Below are 17390 nucleotides of genomic sequence, written 5' to 3' on the forward strand. Positions count from 1 at the left end.
ATCGCCGCGCAGACAACGCACGCATCCGTGCCCGGGCGAAGGAACAGGGCCTGAACGTCAGTAGCCTGCCGCTGCGGCGGCATGTTTGGAGATGTGTCACAAATTGTGACCTGCCTGGTGTGGTCGGGCGGACCTGTGGGGCCTGCTATTCAAACCCGTCATTCGTCTTCCTCTGTGAGGGCTTCCTCATTGAGTTCGGCTAGAACGTCGGCCGCATCACGGTTTCCGCCGGCCGCGAGGCGCCGAAGTTCATTCAAGTCACTCTTTTCACTGGCGAGTTCAACGAGCTGGTCCGCAGCATCCCTGCTACCCCTGTCAGCGAGACGACGCAGCTCATCGAAATCTTCTCGCTCCGCGGCAAGTTCGATGAGCTCCCCTATTGCGTCACGGTTACCGCGGGCTGCTTGTTCCCGTAGCGCTGAGAGATCAGAATCGGACATCGTGAGCACCCTTCAAGGTTGCAGCTCAAGCTTCAGTTGGTCGTCGAACCGCGGGCAGCCTGACGCAAGGGAGAAGGCCTCCGCAGCGGATAATGAAGCATACCGCCGTAATACGCTTTCTTCTACCAGCGTCAAAAACGCCCGTTTCTGACGCGAAGTAGTCGCAACGGTGGCCTACCTGAGATTCTAAGTGTCGAGGCTGTGTCCGTCTCCGGATTCTGGCGAACGGACCGGCTTTGTCAGTCGTTCCGGATGCTTAGGGTCTTTGCCTCGCTCCCGCCAGTACTCATCGCGCTGCCGGTAGGTCTTTCGTTGCGTTGACCGGTTGAGACTGTCGGAAGTGCGGAACTGCCCGTAAGGGGTGCGCTTCGCAATTGCTTGCCGAGCCCTGATCGGCGTTCTGGCCGCGACCCTGGCGTTCGTGCAAAACGACCGTTTCAGACCGCGCCATCCTCGACGGCGATGTCGGTGACTGCTAACCGCGATGACGGTCATTTGCAGCAAGTCTGGTGGGCGCCGGTCCCGGCCTAGTCGGCCAACACTTGGTACAACAAGCCGGGCGACCTACTTGTATGATCGAGAATCAGCCTTTAGCAGCTCCTCAAAATCCGGTTGTTGATGAAACCGGTTGTAGCGAGCAACAGGATCCGGAGTGTTCCGGGGAAGCCACACACCGTGGCCGGCCCGGAGATAATTCCCTCAGTTCCCCAACGAATTTGGAGGTTCATCGATGGTTCTTCAGGACAGGGCGAAAGCAACCCGTCGGGCCATTATCGCTGGAGCGGCCGCGGTATTTGAGGAGCAGGGCTACGGCAACGCAAGCCTGACTCAGATTGCGGAGGGCGCTCGTGTCACCAAAGGCGCCTTGTACTTTCATTTTCGGTCAAAGGAAGAGCTGGCCAAAGCGGTCATCGAGGAGCAACACAGAATCGTCCTCCAGGACGGTGATCGAATCATGTCGCAAGACCGGTCCGCGCTGGCGCGCATGATCCTTATGTGCCGCGCCTTCGGCCTCCAATTGGTCCAGGAACCGACGGTGAGGGCCGGGATTCGCCTGACATTCGAGGCCACGGCCTTCGGGGGGCCCGTCCGCAAGCCGTACGAGGACTGGATCGCCACCATGGAGCAACTGGTGCGGCAGGGACAGCATGAAGCGCAGATCCGGGCCTCTGTCGACCCGGAGGCTCTCGCCCGCTACGTCGTGGCCTCCTTCACCGGCGTGCAGATGGTCTCCGAGGTGCTCACAGGCAGGGTCGACGTCATGCAGCGCATCGAAGATATGTGGACTATTTTGCTGCCCGGGATCATCCGCGAAGACTTTCACGGCGATCCGCTGTCCCTCTCCGGATTGATGGCTTCTCCATAGGCCTATACACACCTTTAGGGAAGTCCAATAATTCCGAATAAACCGGCCAGCCGTATTGTTTTTGTCTGACCAGGATCTTATTGTGGTCCAGGGCGCCGGCGGCGTCTATTGGGGGAGCCGCCGGCGCGGGTGGGCTTGCCAGCTTTTCGGCGCGGGTTTACCCTGAATCCGGGAGCACAGCTTTAGCCTGAATCTGGGAGTACAGCTCAAACAGAAGGGGCCGATGCCTCCCACGGCTAGGAGCCTGTCAATGTCGACCATCTCCCACACCCGCAGACCCGGCGGTGCCCGTCAGCCGCACGGCCGGCGCCTCTGGTGCACCAAGTGCCGCACGGATCAGCACCTGATCATCGACTCCATCGAGGCCCTTCAACCGCCGGAGACCGGCATGGTCCAGGTGTCCTACACCTGTCTTGAATGCGATTTCTTCTACGCCCACGCCGCGGCCGTGCCGCAGGTCGCGGCCATCCTCAAGCGCCCCGGCACCGGCACCACCGCGGGGTTTCTGCAGCTCGGGAGCGAGTTCATCCACTGCGGGGAGCCGATGCACGTTGCGGGCTCCGAGCTGCAAAGCATTTACGCCCCGGTGACCACCGGGCAAGCCGGCGAAGGGGTCCTTGATGTTTATCTCAGGACCCGGGTCCTGCGGTGCGGGTGCGGTTTCCGGATGGAGATCCCGGTTTAAAGCCCGGGCTCCGGTCACACACAGCAGTTGCGGGTCCGAGGGGAGAACGATCGAGATGATGGCCGGCGCTCTGCTGGCAGGATGCGTCGCCCTGGGTGCGTTGAGCGTCGGCTACCAGGCGGTCGCCACCGGGCTGGACCGGCGTCGTTTCCCTCCGCCGGGCGCGCTGGTCGACATCGGCGGACGGCGTCTGCACCTGTGGCGCGCCGGCAGCGGCGCTCCGGCCGTGGTGGTGGTGACCGCGCTTTGCGCGGCCGCGCTCGAGTGGGCGCCGGTGCAGCGGGCCCTGGCCCGGGACACCACGGTCTGCCTCTACGACCGGCCCGGTCTCGGGTGGAGCCAGGCTCGACCCCGGCTGGAGACCGTGACCGGAATGGCTGAGGACCTGGACCGGGTCCTGCGGGCCGGGCGCGTGCCCCCGCCCTACATCGTCGTCGGGCACTCGCTCGGCGGTATGGTGGCCCGCGTCTACGCCGCACGACACCCGGACCGGATGGCTGGGCTGGTCCTGGTCGACACCCCTCATGATCGGCAGTTCGAGCGCGCCGGGCAGCTCCTCGACAGGAGATCCCGGACGCGGAGGCTGGCCAGCAGAGTGCTCTCCGGCGTCCGGCAGGCTGCGCCGCTTGGCCTCGTCCGCCTCGGGGCGGACCTCGGAATCGCCCGGAAACCCCGCGCCGAGGCACAGCAGCGGTACCCCGGCGCCCCGATCGGGCTCGGGCTGGCACTGCAACTGCGGACGCGGCACCGCTGCTCGCTCATCGGGGAGGTGCACGCCCTGCTGACCGCCGGGCCCGCCGTACGGGAACACGCCCCAGGCCTCGGCGACCTCCCGCTCACCGTGATTACCCGCGCGGCATACCAGCCCGATCCGGCAGCCTCCGGCCGGACCGGGGCCGGGACCGCCGCCGCGCTCAAGCTGTGGGCCGACCTCCAGGCCGACTTCGTCAGTCTGTCGACCCGTGGCACCCTCGTCATCGCCGAACACGCCGGCCACCACGTGCACCGCGACGAACCCGAACAGATCATCCGGGCAGTCCGGCAGATCATCGCGGGCTGAAGCCCAGACGTAATCGTTGCAGCCCTCACGGCGGCGCAGATCCTCCTGCCTGTCAGCTTCGATCGCCGCCTGTTCCGCAAGGATCGGAAAAGTCACCCTGGTTTCAAGCGCGGCCACTGAGCGCATCGACGCGTTCGAACCGGTCAGCGACTTCGGGATGGTCATCCACGACAACTCAGCGGGAGTGGTCCACGGGCTTCCAGCCTCCCGGTGGCCTCATCTGGGAGATTGCGCACTAACCGCCTGCGCTGAGGACCCGGTACCGAAGGTGTGCGACGTCGGGTGCCTGGAGTACTCGGATCAACTTGAGTGCGATGTGCTCAGGTCTGAGGTGGTCGAACAGACGTCGGCCCCTGCCGAGGAGCGTGGGGACGAGTTGGATCTCCATCTCGTCGAGCAGTCCTCGCCGGAGGGACTCCTGCGCGGTGGTGGCGCCGTGGAGCATCACGTCGCGGTCACCGGCGGCGGCCCTGGCCTGTGCGGTGCAGGATTCGATGCCGTCGGTGACGAACCGGACGTGACCCGGGGCAGCGCCGTCGGGCGCAGCGTGGGTGGGAACGAACACGGGCACGCCGTCGTGGTGGTCGCCGTTCCACCCGCGGGCGAGGTCAAAGGTTCGCCGGCCTGCGATCACCGCCCCGGTGGCCATCATTTCGTCGAACACCGTCGCGCTCGGCTCCAGGGAAGGACGGTGGGACTCCGGGTCGACGCCGCCGTCCCTGAGCCAGTGGTGCAGGCGTTGGCCATCGCGTCCCAACGGTTGGTCCAGGTCGTCGTCCGGGCCGCTGATGAAGCCGTCCAAGGACATGGACATGTACAGCACAATCCGAGCCATGACTGTTCCTCGCTTCAGTGAGATTCAAAGTTGTGGGATTGCTGTCGGGTGCGCCGGCGTCCGAGGCGTCCTCCGGGTTTGAACATGGCGAGCGTCGCGGCGAGCGTGAGGGCGGCGACATCGTAAGCCGAGCCGGCGATAAGGGTGGTGTCATCGAGTTGCGCGTTGGCGTCGAGGACGGGGCGCAGCACGGTTGCGCCGACCACGATCACCGAGATGATCAGTGTCAGCTTGGCGATCACCCAGGGGTAGCGGAAGAGGCCCCAGCCGATGGTGAGCGCGAGAGCGGTGCCGGTGAGCACCGCGGCCAGGCTGAGCGGGATGCCGAAGAAGAGCGCGAACATGCCGAGGAGCTCATGCGTGGATGCGACCAGCGCCGGGCTGTCGGAGACGGATCGGCGGATCGCGACGGCGAGGAAGCCCGCCGAGTCGCCGAGCAGTCCGATGGTCACGATGATGTGGACGGTCAGCAGGGCCAGGAACGGGCGCCGTCCCGGCCGTCGGCGGAGGACAGGGGCCTCCGGGCCTGCGGTGATGGAGCCGGCCGGCGGGCCGGTCACGACGCTCCCGGCGCGCCGGGGGCTCCCGGGGTGCCGGCGATGAAGCTGTAGTGGATACTCGCCAGTTGCCACTCGCCCCGGTCCTGCACCGAGGTCAGTGTCACCCCGGCCGCCTCGGGGATGGGCCGTCCCTGCGCGTTGCTTTTGGCGTTCCAGCGTGCGGTCGTCACCGCGCAGTTCCCGTGGAACCGGGTCGTGACCTCATCGAGGCTGAGCTCGTCGTAGTGGAGACCACGGCCTGTCTGTCGCTGCAGCCAGGCGGGTTTGGGGGGCTGGAAACCCAGCGGGCCAATCCCGATGAAATCGTCGGTGAGAAGCCGCCCGGTCGCGGCTGCGTCCCCGCTGCGTTCCGCGTCGGTCCAGGCGTCGAGAAAAGCGTCGAAATCGTTCATGTCATTGCTCCTCCGTTGCTCCCTTGCTGGTCCTCTTCGCTTATGCTGGGCTAACCATCAAACTTGGAGTGAATCAAAGTTTATGGCAGCACTAGGATTCATGGAAGAGCACAAGGGAAGAGCACGGACATTGGTCGACGACTCAACCACGTTCCCGGCACCCGGACGACGTGCGCGCAAGAAACAGCAGACGAAGGATCTCATCGCCGAGACCGCGCAACGGCTGTTCCTCGAGCGCGGCTTCGACGCCGTCACTGTGACGCAGGTCGCCGAGGCCGCCGACGTCTCGGAGCAGACGGTGTTCAATCACTTCCGGACCAAGGAGGATCTCGTGTACCGGCGGATGGAAGCGTTCGAGGACGAACTGCTCGACGCCATCGGTGAGCGCGAGCCGGGGGAGAGCGTGCTTGGTGCCTTTGGCCGGTTCTTGCGCAGCCGCCACGGTCTGCTGCATGGTCATGAGGCCGACGCGCGTGAGCAGCTGTCCGGATTCACCCGGATGATCGCTGCGAGTGCCGCGCTGCGCCGACGCGAGGAGTTCGTCTTCACGACCTATGCGGCCGCGCTGGCCGGCCTGATCGCTGACGAAACCGCGGCCGAGGAGGGCGACGTTCTACCCCGGGTCGCCGCCAACGCCATGATCGGGGTGCATCGCATGTTGGTCGACGTCAGCCGTCGGGGCATTCTCCAGGGCGTCGTTCCGCAAGAACTCGCCCGTGAGATCGACCGCCAGGCCGAACGCGCAATCGACCTGCTTGAGCACGGCCTGGGCGGATACGCACCCAAACCGGCGGCCGAGGCCCTGCCACAGCCCTAGGCGAGACCAAATCGTGCCATGATTTGTCCCGCTTTGGAATGGCCGCAGATTTTGCCCCCGGAATCGGCGTACCCATCCATGGTGGCCGCGGGCTCCTTGAGCGGTTGTTTGGCGGTAGTGTTCCCTTATGATCAGTGGCGGGAACGCGACGATTTACGTGAGCGACATGGACCGTTCGGTGCTGTTCTACACCGAGGTCCTCGGCCTGAGGCTGGCCTTGAGGGCCGGTAACCATTGGGCCAGCATCGATGCCGGCGACGGGATGGTGCTGGGCCTGCACCCCGCGGGCCCGCGCAGCCCGGTGCCGGGCACCACCGGCGCGGTGACCGTGGGCCTGGCTGTTGACGAGCCGATCGAAGGGGTGGTCTCGACGCTGGAGGGGCGCGGCGTGGTCTTCCACGGGTCCATGGCCGAGGAAGGAGGCCTGCGGCTGGCCTTCTTCACCGACCCGGACGGCAATGAGCTCTACCTGGCGGAGTCCGCGCGGTCCTAGGGTCAATACCGTTTACTTAGGGTGTTCGGGATGCGCTTGAGCGGCCAGTTCGACATCTTGCGTTTGATGACCCGGGGGTTGGTTCGGGGTCTTCGCGGGGGCAGCAGCTCGTGGAGGATTTCCATGGCGAACGCCACGAACGCTTCTTTGGCCCGGTGAGGGGAAAAGGCCGGGGGCCCGGCGATGGTCCGCCTGGCTGCCCGGAGGGTCCGTGTGAAGGATAGCCGTAGGGGGACTTCCTCGAAACTGGTGGGCGACGTCGGCGATCAGGGACCGCAGCGCGTAGTGGGCGCAGAGGTGGCCGTAGATTTCCTGGAGCACCCCGTCGGGGGTCTTGGCAGCACGATGGCGGGCCCGCGCTGGTGGGTCTTGAGCTCGTCGAAGCAGGATTCGATTTCCCAGCGTTTGGCGTAGAGGTCGGCCAGGTCCTCAACCGGTGCCTGAGGCGGCCGTAGGCCCTTGGCCGAAGTGTCGGCGACGTCCAGGGTCGTGCCGTCCACGCTGACCAGCCGCCAGGACTTGTAGACACCGGGCCCGCCGGGGGCCGCCAGCGGTGGTGTACGCGCCGGAGCACGGTGTCATCGCCTTCACCGTGCCCGGGATGGCGGGATTTATCACCCGGCAGCCCGGATCGTAGCCGGGGCAAGCACGGACCGGCTGCGTTCACCCGACGGCGGTCCGCCTCCGGTGCCCGCAGCCCTGCCCGGCACCGTAAGCAGCAGTCCTGCCGGGAATGAACGATGTACCCGGTGGCCGATGGAGTCTCAGGCAGGGATCCCCTCGGCCCCTTCCGGAGCGGGAAGTCCTTCCAGCCACTCCACGGCGACCACCGTGGAGGTAAAGAACGCCTGCGGGCACTTCCGCTTCCGTTGCAGAGCCGCGGCGACCACCCTGTCCACGACCGTGGCGCCGACCAGGGCGACGGCGGCGACGAACCGGGTTTCCAGGAAGATCCGCCGGGCACCGGCAGCCAGGTGCACGTCTGTGAGTGCGACCAGAAGAGGGCGCATTTCCTTGCCGCTGAGCCGCTGCACGGCAAGCACTGCCTCTGTCGCGCCATCCGCTTCGACGATCGAACCGGGCGTCCAGGTCAGGCGAAGAATCCCTTGGGGATCCGTGACAATCGTCCCCTTGCCGCCCCCGAGTATGAACTCTGTCAAAATTTCGTCCCGTCAGAGCTCACTTCCCGCACCCGGAAATCATGATCCACCTCACATAAGGATAGTGCGCGGCGACTGAAGCGTCGGCGTCGCCGGCGACAGGTCAAAACGAACGTACTTGAGCCGATGCTCGGATGCCGACACAAGGGACCGGGAGCCGGGACCGACCAAATATGGCGGAGCGTGCAGAGGTCTTCGGACAAATCCATGTCACAGTCCCTTGCACAAGAACCGTTCTGCCGCATGAACTGGTGCAGCCGACGCCGGAAAATGACAGGAGAAACTGGTGGCCGCGCGTCCCGCTTCCAAGACACTGAGACGCCCGGATCCGATACGTAGTCGGGGCTGACGCGGGTATGTCGGGGGTGGAGATGGACAATAGCTCCATGAGAATAGAACTGCTGCATATCGATGAGTGCCCCAACTCAGCCGAAGCAGGCCAGCGTGTGGAAGCGGCCCTGGCCGCCTTGGGGCACAACGACGTGGCGGTACACATGCGGCTGTTGGAGTCTTCAGCAGACACAACGGGCACTGCATTCGCCGGTTCGCCGACGATCACGGTAGACGGAGCCGATATTTTCCCCGACGGAGCCCCGGCCAGCGATCTCGCCTGTCGGATCTATCTGACCCCCGGCGGCTATGCGGGTCTGCCTACGGTCGATCAGTTGAAGGAAGCGCTCAAGAAGTATGGATTCTGACGGCGAATACATGTGCTCCTGTTGCGGCAGGACGATGCGGCGCGGAAAGCTGCATGCCCTCGGATACGAACATTCGTATATTTGCCGACGATGCGGCCTGTGGGTTGCGCTTCGGCTTCGGCCCGATCATGTACGACCCAGCTGACGTTGGGGAGAGTTCCCGCAGCCGGCCCGACCATGCCGGGCCGGGACGAAACGGCTGATCGAGAACATGCGGACGGTTCCCGCGGTCGTGCTCGGGAAGCGCACGGAGGTGCTGGCCTGGAACAGTGCAGGACACCGCCTGGTCGGATCACATCTGGATTTTGATTGCCCGGATGCGCGGTCCCGCCCGAACATGACCCGGATGCTGTTCCTCGATGAACCTACCCGCGGTCTTTATTCCTATTGGCGTTCCGAGGCAGGACGGCACGTCGCTTCGCCGCGGCTGCTGTCCGGACGGTTCGCCGACGACGCGGAGCTCGCGGCGCTGGTCGGCGAGCTGACGCTCAAGAGCCCGGGCTTCGCCGTGATTTGTTTCCAGGGCGATCTTTTCGATCCGCTTCCAGATGCACTGCTCTGCAACACGCCTTACGTGCCGACAGAAAAAATCGAGACGATGCCCCCCGAAGCGCGAGTGTACGAGCCACACGTAACCCTCGATGGAGGCGCGGACGGCCTTGACGTTCAGCGAAGGGTCGCCGCTGAGGCAGCCAATTGGCTGGCGCCAGGTGGTCACCTCCTTGTGGAGGCAAGCGAACGTCAGGCACCCCTCACGGCAGAGATCTTTGCCAGAAATGGTCTGACCCCGAGCATCCTTAGCTCTGAGGAACTGTACGCGACCATCATTATCGGACGAGACATACCTGACTACAGCCCAGCTCCCCAAGGGCTATTGCTTAGCCGCTATTCCATGTCCTCAAAGGCACCGGCTCAAGTGCTGGCGGGTACCTTGAAGCGAAATAGGCCAGGATCGCGCTCTTCCAGGCCCCGCAGGCTGCTGCCGAGTCCGGCCACCTGCGGTTGGGGGCACGACTGAAGGATGAGAGGACGTCGACCGCCAGCGTCTAGTTAAGCTCGGCCATCGAAGAAGCATGGTTCACTCGACCGCCTGCCTGCGTGGTTCGCTCCCGCCCAGACATTGCGGTCATCAAAGGTTCGTTTCCGAGAACCAGGGCTCAGGACATGAGCGCCGGGTCGCTGGGTACGTTCCTTGGTTTTCCGGTGTTTTCGTGGCTCCAGGCCTGTTAATCTCCCACCATTTGCGATAAAATACGTGAAAGAACATTTGTCGCTGTTGAAGGGTGGGATGATGGGCGTGATGACTGCCCAGCTGCCCCTTCCGGTCCCGATGATTGCCGGTGCAGCGCACGTGGGCCTCGCCGTTTCCCTGGTTGAAGACGGTGACGGCGGCCGGGTCTTCATTCACGGCGAACTCGCCTACGTCTGGGATGCCCCTGACACGGTGACGCGCCGGTTCACGGCCGTGAAACTGGCTGACATCAAGGCCGCTTCCGTGGCCGAGATCGCCGGGGCGTTCGGGGTTGAGCCGGTGACGCTGTGGCGGTGGCGCCAACTCCTGGCAGCCGAGGGCGTCGCGGGTTTGGCGCCGGAGAGAATGGGTCCGAAAGGGCCCAGCCGGCTGACCGGGACGGTCATGGCCGAGATCGTCGCATTGCGGGCCACGGGCCTGTCCCTGCGCGCTGTGGGTGCCGCCGTGGGTGTCTCCGAATTCAGCGTCCGCCGGGCCCTGGTACTGAAAGCCGGCGACGGAAACGAACCAGGGACACCGGAACCGACAAACACCGTGGGCACCACCTCCGCCACGGTGACCCAGCCGGTCCTGCCGGTCCTGCCGGCACCGGTGGACCGGTCCGGGGAGCGCGCCGCCGCCCGAGCCGGCCTGCTGGAGTGCGCGGCCCCGGCCTTTGCCCCGGCAGCCAGGGTGCCGTTGGCCGGGTTGTTCCTGGCCCTGCCGGCCCTGGAAGCCACCGGGTTGCTGGCCTGTTCACGGGCAACCTTCGGGGCGTTGCCGGACGGGTTCTACGGCCTGGACTCCCTTCTGCTGGATGCTGTTTTCCGGGCCCTGGCCGGTGAACCCCGGGCCGAGGGCGCCACCCGCTTCGACCCGGAAGCGCTGGGACGGGTGCTCGGGCTGGACCGGGCACCCGAAGTAAAAACGATCCGCCGCAAACTCACCCACCTGGCCGGGACCGGGAAAGCCGATGAGCTCATCACGGCCATGGCCATCAAACACCTCGGCACCGGCAGCGCCAACGGCGGCAGCGGTGAGGATGGTTTGGCGGCGGTGCTTTATGTTGACGGGCATGTGCGCGCCTACCAGGGCACGAAGAAGATCGGCAAGGTCCACTCAACGAGGTTGAAGTTCCCTGTCCCGGCCACGGAAGAGACCTGGGTCTCCGATGCGGCCGGCGCTCCCGTGTTCGTGGTCCTGGCGGAACCCGGTGCCGCCCTGACCGGGGAACTGCGCCGCCTCCTGCCGTCCCTGCGGACGATCATCGGGGATGAGCGGCGGGTGCTGGTGGGCTTTGACCGGGGAGGCTGGTCCCCGGCCCTCTTCAAACACATGTCCGAGGCCGGCTTTGACGTGCTGACCTGGCGCAAAGGCGCCACCACCGACATTGACCAACGCCTTTTCACCACGGCCGCCCACACGGACGGGCACGGGGAGGCACGGTCCTGGACCGCCGCCGACACGCACGTGGACCTGCCCCTGGGTGCGACCGGTGAGGTCTTCCGGATGCGGCAGATCAGCCGGATCGTGCCCACCCGCGGCGGAGGCACCCGCCAGATCCACATCCTCACCACCACCGAGGGCTTGCCGGCCGGGGAAGTCATTTACCGGATGGGGTCCCGGTGGCGGCAGGAGAACTACTTCCGGTACGCGCGCATGCATTTCGCCCTTGATTCCCACGACGCCTACGCCAGCACCGATGACGATGCGGAGAGGTCGGTGCCGAACCCGGCGAAGAAGAAGGCCTACCAGCAGGTGCTGGCCGCCCGGGCCCGCCATGGCCAGGCGAAGGCCGAGGCGGACGCGGCACTGCTGGCAGCCCGCACCCCCCTGCCAGGTTCCAACGAGGTGACGGTCACCAGTGCCGCCCACAACGCGGCCACCGCGCCGCTCTGGGACGCTGAAACAGCCTTGGAGGCGGCGGAAGCCGCGCACCAGGGGAGCCCTGCCCGGGTGCGGCTGGGCGATCTTGCCCCGGGCCAGCAGGTCCTGGACACCCAGGTCAAACTGCTCTCCCACGCGATACGGATGGCCGCGTTCAACACCGCCACCACCCTCGCCAGGGAAGTGCGGACAAACACCTGCTACGCCCGCGCCGCAGAGGAAGCCCACACCCTGGCCCGGCAGGCCCTCACCGGCAGCGGCGACATCGACACCACCCAGCCCGGCCACCTGACAATCCGCCTTGACCCGTTCCCAACCCAGCGGGCCACGACCGCGATCGCCGAGCTCTGCGAACACCTCACCAGCACGCAAACCCGCTACCCCGGCACCGACCTCGTCCTGCGCTACGAGATCAAAAACAAGAAACCATCACTCACCGATTAAATCGCCATGTCAGGAGCCCTGGAGAACGGCCGACAGGTCGCAGTCCACCTTGGGAATTTCCCAGGCCTGCCGCCAGGCAGCAGTCGCAGCGGCGCAGAGGTGTGACTGTAATAACTACATTTAGCGGTTTTTTCGCAGATTCGTTTGGCGGTTTAGCTGATGCCGATGACCCATCGACAAGAACATTGGCCAGGAATAGCCTTAATCCGTTCGAGAGTGACCCGACGAAGATGACGAAGAGGTGCCCGACACGGGAACCGAAGTGAATGCTGAACTCGTCCGGCGCGGATACGAGGCCTTCACTGCAGGGGATGTGGCGACACTCGGCGAATTATTCGCGGAGAACGCAGTCTGGCACGCTGCCGGAAACGGCGTCCTGTCGGTACAAAGCAAGGACGCGACGCTATCCTGGCGTACTTCGGAGAGCTGGGGACACGCTCCGACGGCAGCTTCAAGGTGACCGTCCAGCAGATCATCGGAGGGGAAGACCACACGGTGGCGCTGCAGCACGAGCATGCTGAGAGCAACGGCAAAACTCTGGACAGGGACGGCGCACTCGCGTTCCAGCTTCGGGAGGGACGGATTATCGAGGGCCGGGAGTTCTTCGCAGACACAGCACAGGGTGACGCATTCTGGGCATAGCCTCCAGCCAGGACGGCCACAGCATTCTTGTTCCACCCCTGTTACTGGGCGACCTCCGGGTAGCCGGTCCATCGAGTAGAAGCCGAGGAGGAGTATCTTCAAATCTTCCGGTTGTTCAAGACTCGGTCGACAGTCGTTGTAGGAAAACTAACCGTGGCTTGAGGCCACGCCGTCCCGAAATCGACCGGTTGTGAGACAACGGGCCAGTGGCGGAACGCTGCAGGCCCCCTGGCTCGCACGGGGCGGCGTCGGCCCGGACCGCGCCCCGGCAATACCGGGCCCGGATCCCCAGCGGCCCGCAAGCCTTGGTCTGCAGAGCGAGGAGAGTGTTGCCAACCGTTCCGTGCTGCACGCTCCGCTCCACGCGCTGGCCGGGAGTACCGAGGGAGCGAGTACCCGCTACTCGTGACAGAGAGACAACCGTGTCCTATGATGCAGGCGCCGGAAAGATCCGGCGCCTGGAGTGGTCGGTCTCGCCGCGCCCGGCTTCACAGCCCCAATAAACACCGGGGACTCAATTTCCGGGAGAGACCCATGAAAAAAACCCTGCTCGCGTTCGCCACAGCAATCGCACTGATGTTCGCCGCCCCGATGGCCGCAACAGCCACCACAGCGACCAACAACAACAGCAATAGCAACAGCAACAACAACAACAGCAACAACAACAGCAACAACAACAGCAAGAACAGCAACAGCAACAGCAACAAGAACAACAACAACAAGAACAACAAGAACAACAACAACAAGAAGGCCCCGGCCCCGGTCTGCCAGCGCGGCACGCCGCCACCTTCCAACCAGTACCCGGGTGTACCTGTGGTGGCAACCAGTTTCGAATCCGGAACGCTGGAGGGATTTATTGCCAGCACATCGGGGACCGGGACGGCCTCTGTCACCTCCGACCAGCACCATTCAGGGGGCTGCGCGGCCTTCGTGCACGTCACGGATGACTCAGGCTCGGTGGCAAACATGTCAGCAACCCTGCCGGCGGGCTCCTCGGGCGCCTACGCCGACGGCTGGTTCAACATCACGACGGCGGGCAACGTAGGAAACAACGTCCCGTATTTCCGGTTCTTCAATGGGGGCATCCGTGTGGCCGATGTTTTCCGGGACAACGGCAACGGCCAGCTGTGGCTGCGCGTAGCGTCCCCTTCGGGCACTTACGGGTACACCAACCTTGGACTGGCGGTACAGCTCGGCTCCTGGCACAAGGTGGTGATGCACGTGGTGGCCAACGGTGCCGCTTCCACGGTTGAGGTCTGGTTCGACGCCAGGCTCCTCTACTCCAGCAACCAGGTCAGCACAGGGTTCACGACGCTGACCCGGGTGCAGCTGGGAGCGGAGCACCCCCGGCAGGTGGGCGACAGCTATCTCGACGATGTCATTATCAAAGCTTCATAACGCCGCTGCCATACGCGGACTGGCTACCGGCGCATGTGGGTTGAGATCCCGCACGGAAGAAGCTCGAACCTGACCAGCTGGGAGGGACGTTCTGCAGCAGGGTGGAAGAATGGGAGGGACGCTCTGCAGCGGTAAATGGCCGCATGCCCGGATCCCGTAACGGGAACCCCCTGTGGGACTACCGCGTCATGGAGTCGCAAGGGTATCTGACGTCCGACGCGCCGGATGCTACCGTCGGATCATGACCCCGCAGGAGCTCGAGAACCTCGCTCACCTGCGACGTGCCCGGGATCTGATCGACCGTGAGTACGCGAAACCGCTCGACGTCCCGACAATGGCCCGCAGGGCGCTCATGTCGCCTGCGCACTTCTCGCGCCGGTTCCGCGCGGCGTATGGCGAGACGCCGTACAGCTACCTGATGACTCGCAGGATAGAGCGCGCGATGGCGTTGCTGCGGGCGGGCGTGAGCGTCACGGACGCATGCATGGCGGTCGGCTGCACCTCCCTCGGCTCGTTCAGCTCGCGGTTCGCCGAGATCGCCGGGGAAACCCCGCGCGACTACCGGAGCCGCGAGCACGACGCGGTCAAGGCCATGCCCGCCTGTGTGGCAAAGATGCAATCGCGCCCGGTCCGGAACGCATCGAGCAGTATCGGAGAAGCGGCCGGGGAGGCCGCCGTATAGAGTCACGGCTATGACAATCGCACTCCAGTACTGCAACATCACCGTCAACGACGTCGACGAGTCGATCGCCTTCTACCGCGACGCGCTCGGCCTCGAGGTGCGCAACGACGTGCCCTCGGGCGGATTCCGCTGGGTCACGCTCGGCAGCGACGCGCAGCCCGGACTCGAGATCGTGCTCTCCGTGCCTCATGCCAGCCGTTCGCAGGCCGATGGTGACGCGCTACAGGATCTCCTCACCAAGGGCGTCTTGCCGATGATGGTGTTCCGCTCCGACGACGTCGAGGCGACCTTCGAGACGGTGCGCGCATCCGGCGCCGAGGTCCTCCAGGAGCCCGTCGACCAGCCCTGGGGCCCGCGCGACTGCGCGTTCCGCGACCCGTCGGGAAACACCGTCCGGATCGCGCAGGCGCCCGCGGCCTAACTGCGCAGCCGCACCTCGAGTAACCCGCCCCAGATAGAAACACTCAGAATCCCGCTACCCCGGATTGATCTGTGCCGGCCACGATCGTACCCCGTCGTATCCGCGGTGTGCAGGCCACCAACAGCACGACATGCACACCTCACTGAAAGGACTTGCCATGACCTCTCTCGAATCCGTAACCCTCGAAGTACCTGATCCCACGGTCGCCAACGCCTTCTACACCGCCGCCTTCGGTTCGAGTACTCAAGTGGGCATACGCGCCTCGGAGGCACCGACGACCGGCTTCCGTGGATACACACTGTCGCTCATGGTGTCGCAACCAGCCACCGCCAGCGGTCTCATCGACGCCGCCATCGATGCCGGGGCCACGTCGCTGAAACCGGCCGCAAAGTCGTTCTGGGGCTATGGCGGCGTCGTACAAGCCCCGGACGGTACGATCTGGAAGGTTGCCACCGCGGCGAAGAAAGACACGGGCCCGGCCACTCGGCAGATCGACCAGATCGTGCTGCTGCTCGGGGCCGACGACGTTGCCGCGAGCAAACAGTTTTACGTTGACCGCGGCCTCGCCGTAGCGAAGAGCTTCGGCCGCAAGTATGTCGAGTTCGCCACGCCGTCGAGCCCCATCAAGTTTGCGCTTTACGGCCGTCGTGCCCTCGCTAAGGACGCCGGCGTCTCCGCGGATGGCACCGGATCGTCATCGGCAGCGATGCCGGGCCCTTCACCGACCCGGACGGGTTCGCGTGGGAGCCCGCATCAGTCTGAGGCGGGCGGCGGGCCGACCTCGACGGCGTCATCGCACAGGCGCAGGCCAGCGCCGCCGAGGGCATCCAGGGACCGACAGAGCAGCCCTGCGGTGCTCGCTACTGCGCCTTCCGCGATCCCGTGGGGAACGCCTCGGGGCCGAGTGCAATCACGTTCGACTGGGTGAGCTGCCACAACAATGACCGCGTCTACGGCCACCTCGGGAACATCCCACCCGGGCAATACGAGCACAACCACCACGCTAAAAAGTTCGGCGCATCCACCGGTGACTCCGCAAACCAGTGGCGAGTTTGTCGGCGATGACGGCCGGGTTCGACAGCGGCCTGCCGAACCTGGTGCCATTCTGCCGGGCTGCAGTGATGCCGGCGTTGACTCGTTCGACGATCAGCTCCCGTTCGTACTCGGCCAAGGTAGCGAGCATGTTGAGCATCAGCCTGCCCGTGGACGTCGCAGGGTCTATGCCATCTGAGATTGACCGGACGTGGACTCCGCGGTCGCGCAGGAGGTTCACCGTGTTCAGGACATCGACCAAGGAACGGCCGAGAGGCCAACGCGCCACACGACGACGGTGTCACCGGACTCGGCGTAGCCGAGCAGTTTCTTCATGCCGGGCCGCTCGATAGCGGTCCTCAGCAAAGACGTCGCGTTTCTGAACACCAACGGCAATCAAGGCGTCGAGCTGCAGCTGTGCATCCTGGCCCGACGTACTCACACGCGTATACCCGAGGTGTCTCACCCGGCCATTGTGCCTCAGAAACCCTCAGCCAGCACCGACCTGAGACGATTCACGGTGAGACATCTTTCTAAGACGCGGGGCGGCCCGGCACGACGTCGATTCATTCGCTAGTCCAAAACACGGGGTCCGTGTCTCGAAAACCTGTTGTATTTCGAGACGCCAACCATGTGTCACATAGGGCACGCCCCTGCGGGCATTTTCATCGGGCGGGCCAAACGCTACAGAGCGCGTTGGCGAGGCCTGGTGCCTGACGAGCCAGGCTCAGCAGCTATGACGTTTTTGAGCCATGAGCCGATTCGTCGAGGACGAGCGCCAGAAGTCCGGGGAAGCGTCGATCGATTTCTTCGCGGCGGAGCCAGTTGCGGTGCCTGTTTCCCTGCGCCTCTTGCTTGATGAGACCTGACTCGCGGAGAACGCGCCAGTGGCGCGTGAGGGCGGACTTGGAGACGCCGTAGTCCGTGTTGCTGCACGCCCGGCCCGGCTCCTCCGCGAGCTGCATGACGATGGCCCTGCGCACCGGGTCGGTGAGGGCTGACATCACCTCGAAGAGATTGAACTCTTCCTCGGCGGGGATGGTGAGCGGGTTTGCCAAGCGACTAGCCATGGTTTCTATCCTAATCCGCGTCGTTTTAATCATGTACCGCTTTGCGCGTACATGATCTATAGTAGATGTACGGTTAA

General features: G+C 64.8%; 20 protein-coding genes and 2 pseudogenes. 14 read left to right on the forward strand and 8 right to left on the reverse strand.

Translation table 11 applies throughout. The features are described 5' to 3' along the window. Positions 1-158: 158 nt before the first annotated feature. Positions 159-440 (reverse strand): hypothetical protein, encoded by a 282-nt coding sequence (locus tag ACQCSY_RS09575; protein ID WP_427135157.1) that lies wholly within the window; start codon positions 438-440, stop codon positions 159-161. 730 nt (positions 441-1170) lie between these two features. Here ACQCSY_RS09575 and ACQCSY_RS09580 point away from each other — a divergent pair. The 3 genes from ACQCSY_RS09580 (at position 1171) to ACQCSY_RS09590 (ending at position 3551) form a co-directional block, all read left to right on the forward strand. Continuing rightward, entirely contained in the window at positions 1171-1806 is a 636-nt protein-coding gene (locus ACQCSY_RS09580; RefSeq protein ID WP_427135159.1) for a ScbR family autoregulator-binding transcription factor, read from the forward strand. A gap of 250 nt (positions 1807-2056) precedes the next feature. Beyond that, positions 2057-2491 carry a hypothetical protein gene (locus tag ACQCSY_RS09585; RefSeq protein ID WP_427135161.1) on the forward strand — a complete coding sequence of 145 codons (435 nt, stop codon included), beginning with the start codon at positions 2057-2059 and terminating at the stop codon, positions 2489-2491. Between the two features lie 55 nt (positions 2492-2546). Further along, the gene (locus tag ACQCSY_RS09590; RefSeq protein ID WP_427135162.1) at positions 2547-3551 is read left to right on the forward strand and encodes an alpha/beta fold hydrolase; all 1005 of its coding nucleotides are present in this window, start codon (positions 2547-2549) and stop codon (positions 3549-3551) included. Between the two features lie 235 nt (positions 3552-3786). On the opposite strand, the gene ACQCSY_RS09595 is transcribed toward ACQCSY_RS09590, so the two are convergent. The 3 genes from ACQCSY_RS09595 to ACQCSY_RS09605 are packed head-to-tail and all read right to left on the reverse strand — an operon-like array spanning position 3787 to position 5338. Further along, a complete protein-coding gene (locus ACQCSY_RS09595; protein ID WP_427135164.1) occupies positions 3787-4386 on the reverse strand; it encodes a dihydrofolate reductase family protein in 600 nt (199 codons plus the stop codon). A gap of 14 nt (positions 4387-4400) precedes the next feature. Next, complete coding sequence (locus tag ACQCSY_RS09600; protein WP_427135166.1) at positions 4401-4946, reverse strand: DUF2269 family protein; 546 nt, start codon at positions 4944-4946, stop codon at positions 4401-4403. Further along, complete coding sequence (locus ACQCSY_RS09605) at positions 4943-5338, reverse strand: nuclear transport factor 2 family protein (RefSeq protein WP_427135168.1); 396 nt, start codon at positions 5336-5338, stop codon at positions 4943-4945. The genes ACQCSY_RS09600 and ACQCSY_RS09605 overlap by 4 nt, the downstream gene beginning before the upstream one ends. Before the next feature lie 100 nt (positions 5339-5438). On the opposite strand from ACQCSY_RS09605, the gene ACQCSY_RS09610 reads away from it, so the two are divergent. Both ACQCSY_RS09610 and ACQCSY_RS09615 read left to right on the forward strand, forming a co-directional pair. Then, positions 5439-6155 carry a TetR/AcrR family transcriptional regulator gene (locus ACQCSY_RS09610; RefSeq protein WP_427135169.1) on the forward strand — a complete coding sequence of 239 codons (717 nt, stop codon included), beginning with the start codon at positions 5439-5441 and terminating at the stop codon, positions 6153-6155. Positions 6156-6282: 127 nt separating this feature from the next. Continuing rightward, positions 6283-6648 (forward strand): VOC family protein, encoded by a 366-nt coding sequence (locus ACQCSY_RS09615; protein WP_427135171.1) that lies wholly within the window; start codon positions 6283-6285, stop codon positions 6646-6648. Between the two features lie 158 nt (positions 6649-6806). Here the strand turns inward: ACQCSY_RS09615 and ACQCSY_RS09620 are convergent. Further along, a pseudogene (locus ACQCSY_RS09620) lies at positions 6807-7103 on the reverse strand (transposase); the annotation flags it as partial. A 309-nt stretch (positions 7104-7412) separates the two neighbouring features. Further along, positions 7413-7808 carry an STAS/SEC14 domain-containing protein gene (locus tag ACQCSY_RS09625; RefSeq protein ID WP_427135173.1) on the reverse strand — a complete coding sequence of 132 codons (396 nt, stop codon included), beginning with the start codon at positions 7806-7808 and terminating at the stop codon, positions 7413-7415. A gap of 386 nt (positions 7809-8194) precedes the next feature. On the opposite strand from ACQCSY_RS09625, the gene ACQCSY_RS09630 reads away from it, so the two are divergent. From ACQCSY_RS09630 to ACQCSY_RS09670, 9 genes are all read left to right on the forward strand, one after another. Next, positions 8195-8506 (forward strand): thioredoxin family protein, encoded by a 312-nt coding sequence (locus ACQCSY_RS09630; protein ID WP_427135174.1) that lies wholly within the window; start codon positions 8195-8197, stop codon positions 8504-8506. A 232-nt stretch (positions 8507-8738) separates the two neighbouring features. Further along, complete coding sequence (locus ACQCSY_RS09635) at positions 8739-9524, forward strand: hypothetical protein (protein ID WP_427135175.1); 786 nt, start codon at positions 8739-8741, stop codon at positions 9522-9524. Positions 9525-9761: 237 nt separating this feature from the next. Next, positions 9762-12068, forward strand: a complete 2307-nt coding sequence (locus ACQCSY_RS09640) for a putative transposase (protein ID WP_427130798.1) — start codon at positions 9762-9764, stop codon at positions 12066-12068. Positions 12069-12381: 313 nt separating this feature from the next. After that, positions 12382-12528 carry a hypothetical protein gene (locus ACQCSY_RS09645; protein WP_427135766.1) on the forward strand — a complete coding sequence of 49 codons (147 nt, stop codon included), beginning with the start codon at positions 12382-12384 and terminating at the stop codon, positions 12526-12528. Then, the gene (locus tag ACQCSY_RS09650) at positions 12495-12710 is read left to right on the forward strand and encodes a hypothetical protein (protein WP_427135768.1); all 216 of its coding nucleotides are present in this window, start codon (positions 12495-12497) and stop codon (positions 12708-12710) included. Before ACQCSY_RS09645 ends, ACQCSY_RS09650 begins: the two co-directional genes overlap by 34 nt. Before the next feature lie 534 nt (positions 12711-13244). Next, positions 13245-14108, forward strand: coding sequence for a hypothetical protein (locus tag ACQCSY_RS09655; protein ID WP_427135177.1), 864 nt, complete (start codon positions 13245-13247; stop codon positions 14106-14108). Positions 14109-14349: 241 nt separating this feature from the next. Next, positions 14350-14790, forward strand: coding sequence for a helix-turn-helix transcriptional regulator (locus ACQCSY_RS09660; RefSeq protein ID WP_427135179.1), 441 nt, complete (start codon positions 14350-14352; stop codon positions 14788-14790). 10 nt (positions 14791-14800) lie between these two features. Then, positions 14801-15211 (forward strand): VOC family protein, encoded by a 411-nt coding sequence (locus tag ACQCSY_RS09665; protein WP_427135181.1) that lies wholly within the window; start codon positions 14801-14803, stop codon positions 15209-15211. A 157-nt stretch (positions 15212-15368) separates the two neighbouring features. Next, complete coding sequence (locus ACQCSY_RS09670; RefSeq protein ID WP_427135183.1) at positions 15369-16139, forward strand: glyoxalase; 771 nt, start codon at positions 15369-15371, stop codon at positions 16137-16139. A 117-nt stretch (positions 16140-16256) separates the two neighbouring features. On the opposite strand, the pseudogene ACQCSY_RS09675 reads toward ACQCSY_RS09670, so the two are convergent. Further along, positions 16257-16709 (reverse strand): annotated as a pseudogene (locus tag ACQCSY_RS09675) (recombinase family protein); the annotation flags it as partial. Between the two features lie 268 nt (positions 16710-16977). Further along, on the reverse strand, positions 16978-17313 hold the full coding sequence (locus ACQCSY_RS09680) for an ArsR/SmtB family transcription factor (protein WP_427135185.1): 336 nt from the start codon (positions 17311-17313) through the stop codon (positions 16978-16980). Positions 17314-17390 lie beyond the last annotated feature (77 nt).

The organism is Pseudarthrobacter sp. S9, from assembly GCF_050156545.1.
Classification (GTDB): Bacteria; Actinomycetota; Actinomycetes; order Actinomycetales; family Micrococcaceae; genus Arthrobacter.

Excerpts from the sequence above, each read along its gene's own strand:
- ACQCSY_RS09630 (WP_427135174.1), top strand. The coding sequence starts at position 8,195 with ATGAGAATAGAACTGCTGCATATCGATGAGTGCCCCAACTCAGCCGAA.
- ACQCSY_RS09660 (WP_427135179.1), top strand. The coding sequence starts at position 14,350 with ATGACCCCGCAGGAGCTCGAGAACCTCGCTCACCTGCGACGTGCCCGG.
- ACQCSY_RS09580 (WP_427135159.1), top strand. The coding sequence starts at position 1,171 with ATGGTTCTTCAGGACAGGGCGAAAGCAACCCGTCGGGCCATTATCGCT.
- ACQCSY_RS09595 (WP_427135164.1), bottom strand. The coding sequence starts at position 4,386 with ATGGCTCGGATTGTGCTGTACATGTCCATGTCCTTGGACGGCTTCATC.
- ACQCSY_RS09670 (WP_427135183.1), top strand. The coding sequence starts at position 15,369 with ATGACCTCTCTCGAATCCGTAACCCTCGAAGTACCTGATCCCACGGTC.
- ACQCSY_RS09665 (WP_427135181.1), top strand. The coding sequence starts at position 14,801 with ATGACAATCGCACTCCAGTACTGCAACATCACCGTCAACGACGTCGAC.
- ACQCSY_RS09655 (WP_427135177.1), top strand. The coding sequence starts at position 13,245 with ATGAAAAAAACCCTGCTCGCGTTCGCCACAGCAATCGCACTGATGTTC.
- ACQCSY_RS09605 (WP_427135168.1), bottom strand. The coding sequence starts at position 5,338 with ATGAACGATTTCGACGCTTTTCTCGACGCCTGGACCGACGCGGAACGC.
- ACQCSY_RS09680 (WP_427135185.1), bottom strand. The coding sequence starts at position 17,313 with ATGGCTAGTCGCTTGGCAAACCCGCTCACCATCCCCGCCGAGGAAGAG.
- ACQCSY_RS09615 (WP_427135171.1), top strand. The coding sequence starts at position 6,283 with ATGATCAGTGGCGGGAACGCGACGATTTACGTGAGCGACATGGACCGT.
- ACQCSY_RS09590 (WP_427135162.1), top strand. The coding sequence starts at position 2,547 with ATGATGGCCGGCGCTCTGCTGGCAGGATGCGTCGCCCTGGGTGCGTTG.
- ACQCSY_RS09585 (WP_427135161.1), top strand. The coding sequence starts at position 2,057 with ATGTCGACCATCTCCCACACCCGCAGACCCGGCGGTGCCCGTCAGCCG.
- ACQCSY_RS09575 (WP_427135157.1), bottom strand. The coding sequence starts at position 440 with ATGTCCGATTCTGATCTCTCAGCGCTACGGGAACAAGCAGCCCGCGGT.
- ACQCSY_RS09610 (WP_427135169.1), top strand. The coding sequence starts at position 5,439 with ATGGAAGAGCACAAGGGAAGAGCACGGACATTGGTCGACGACTCAACC.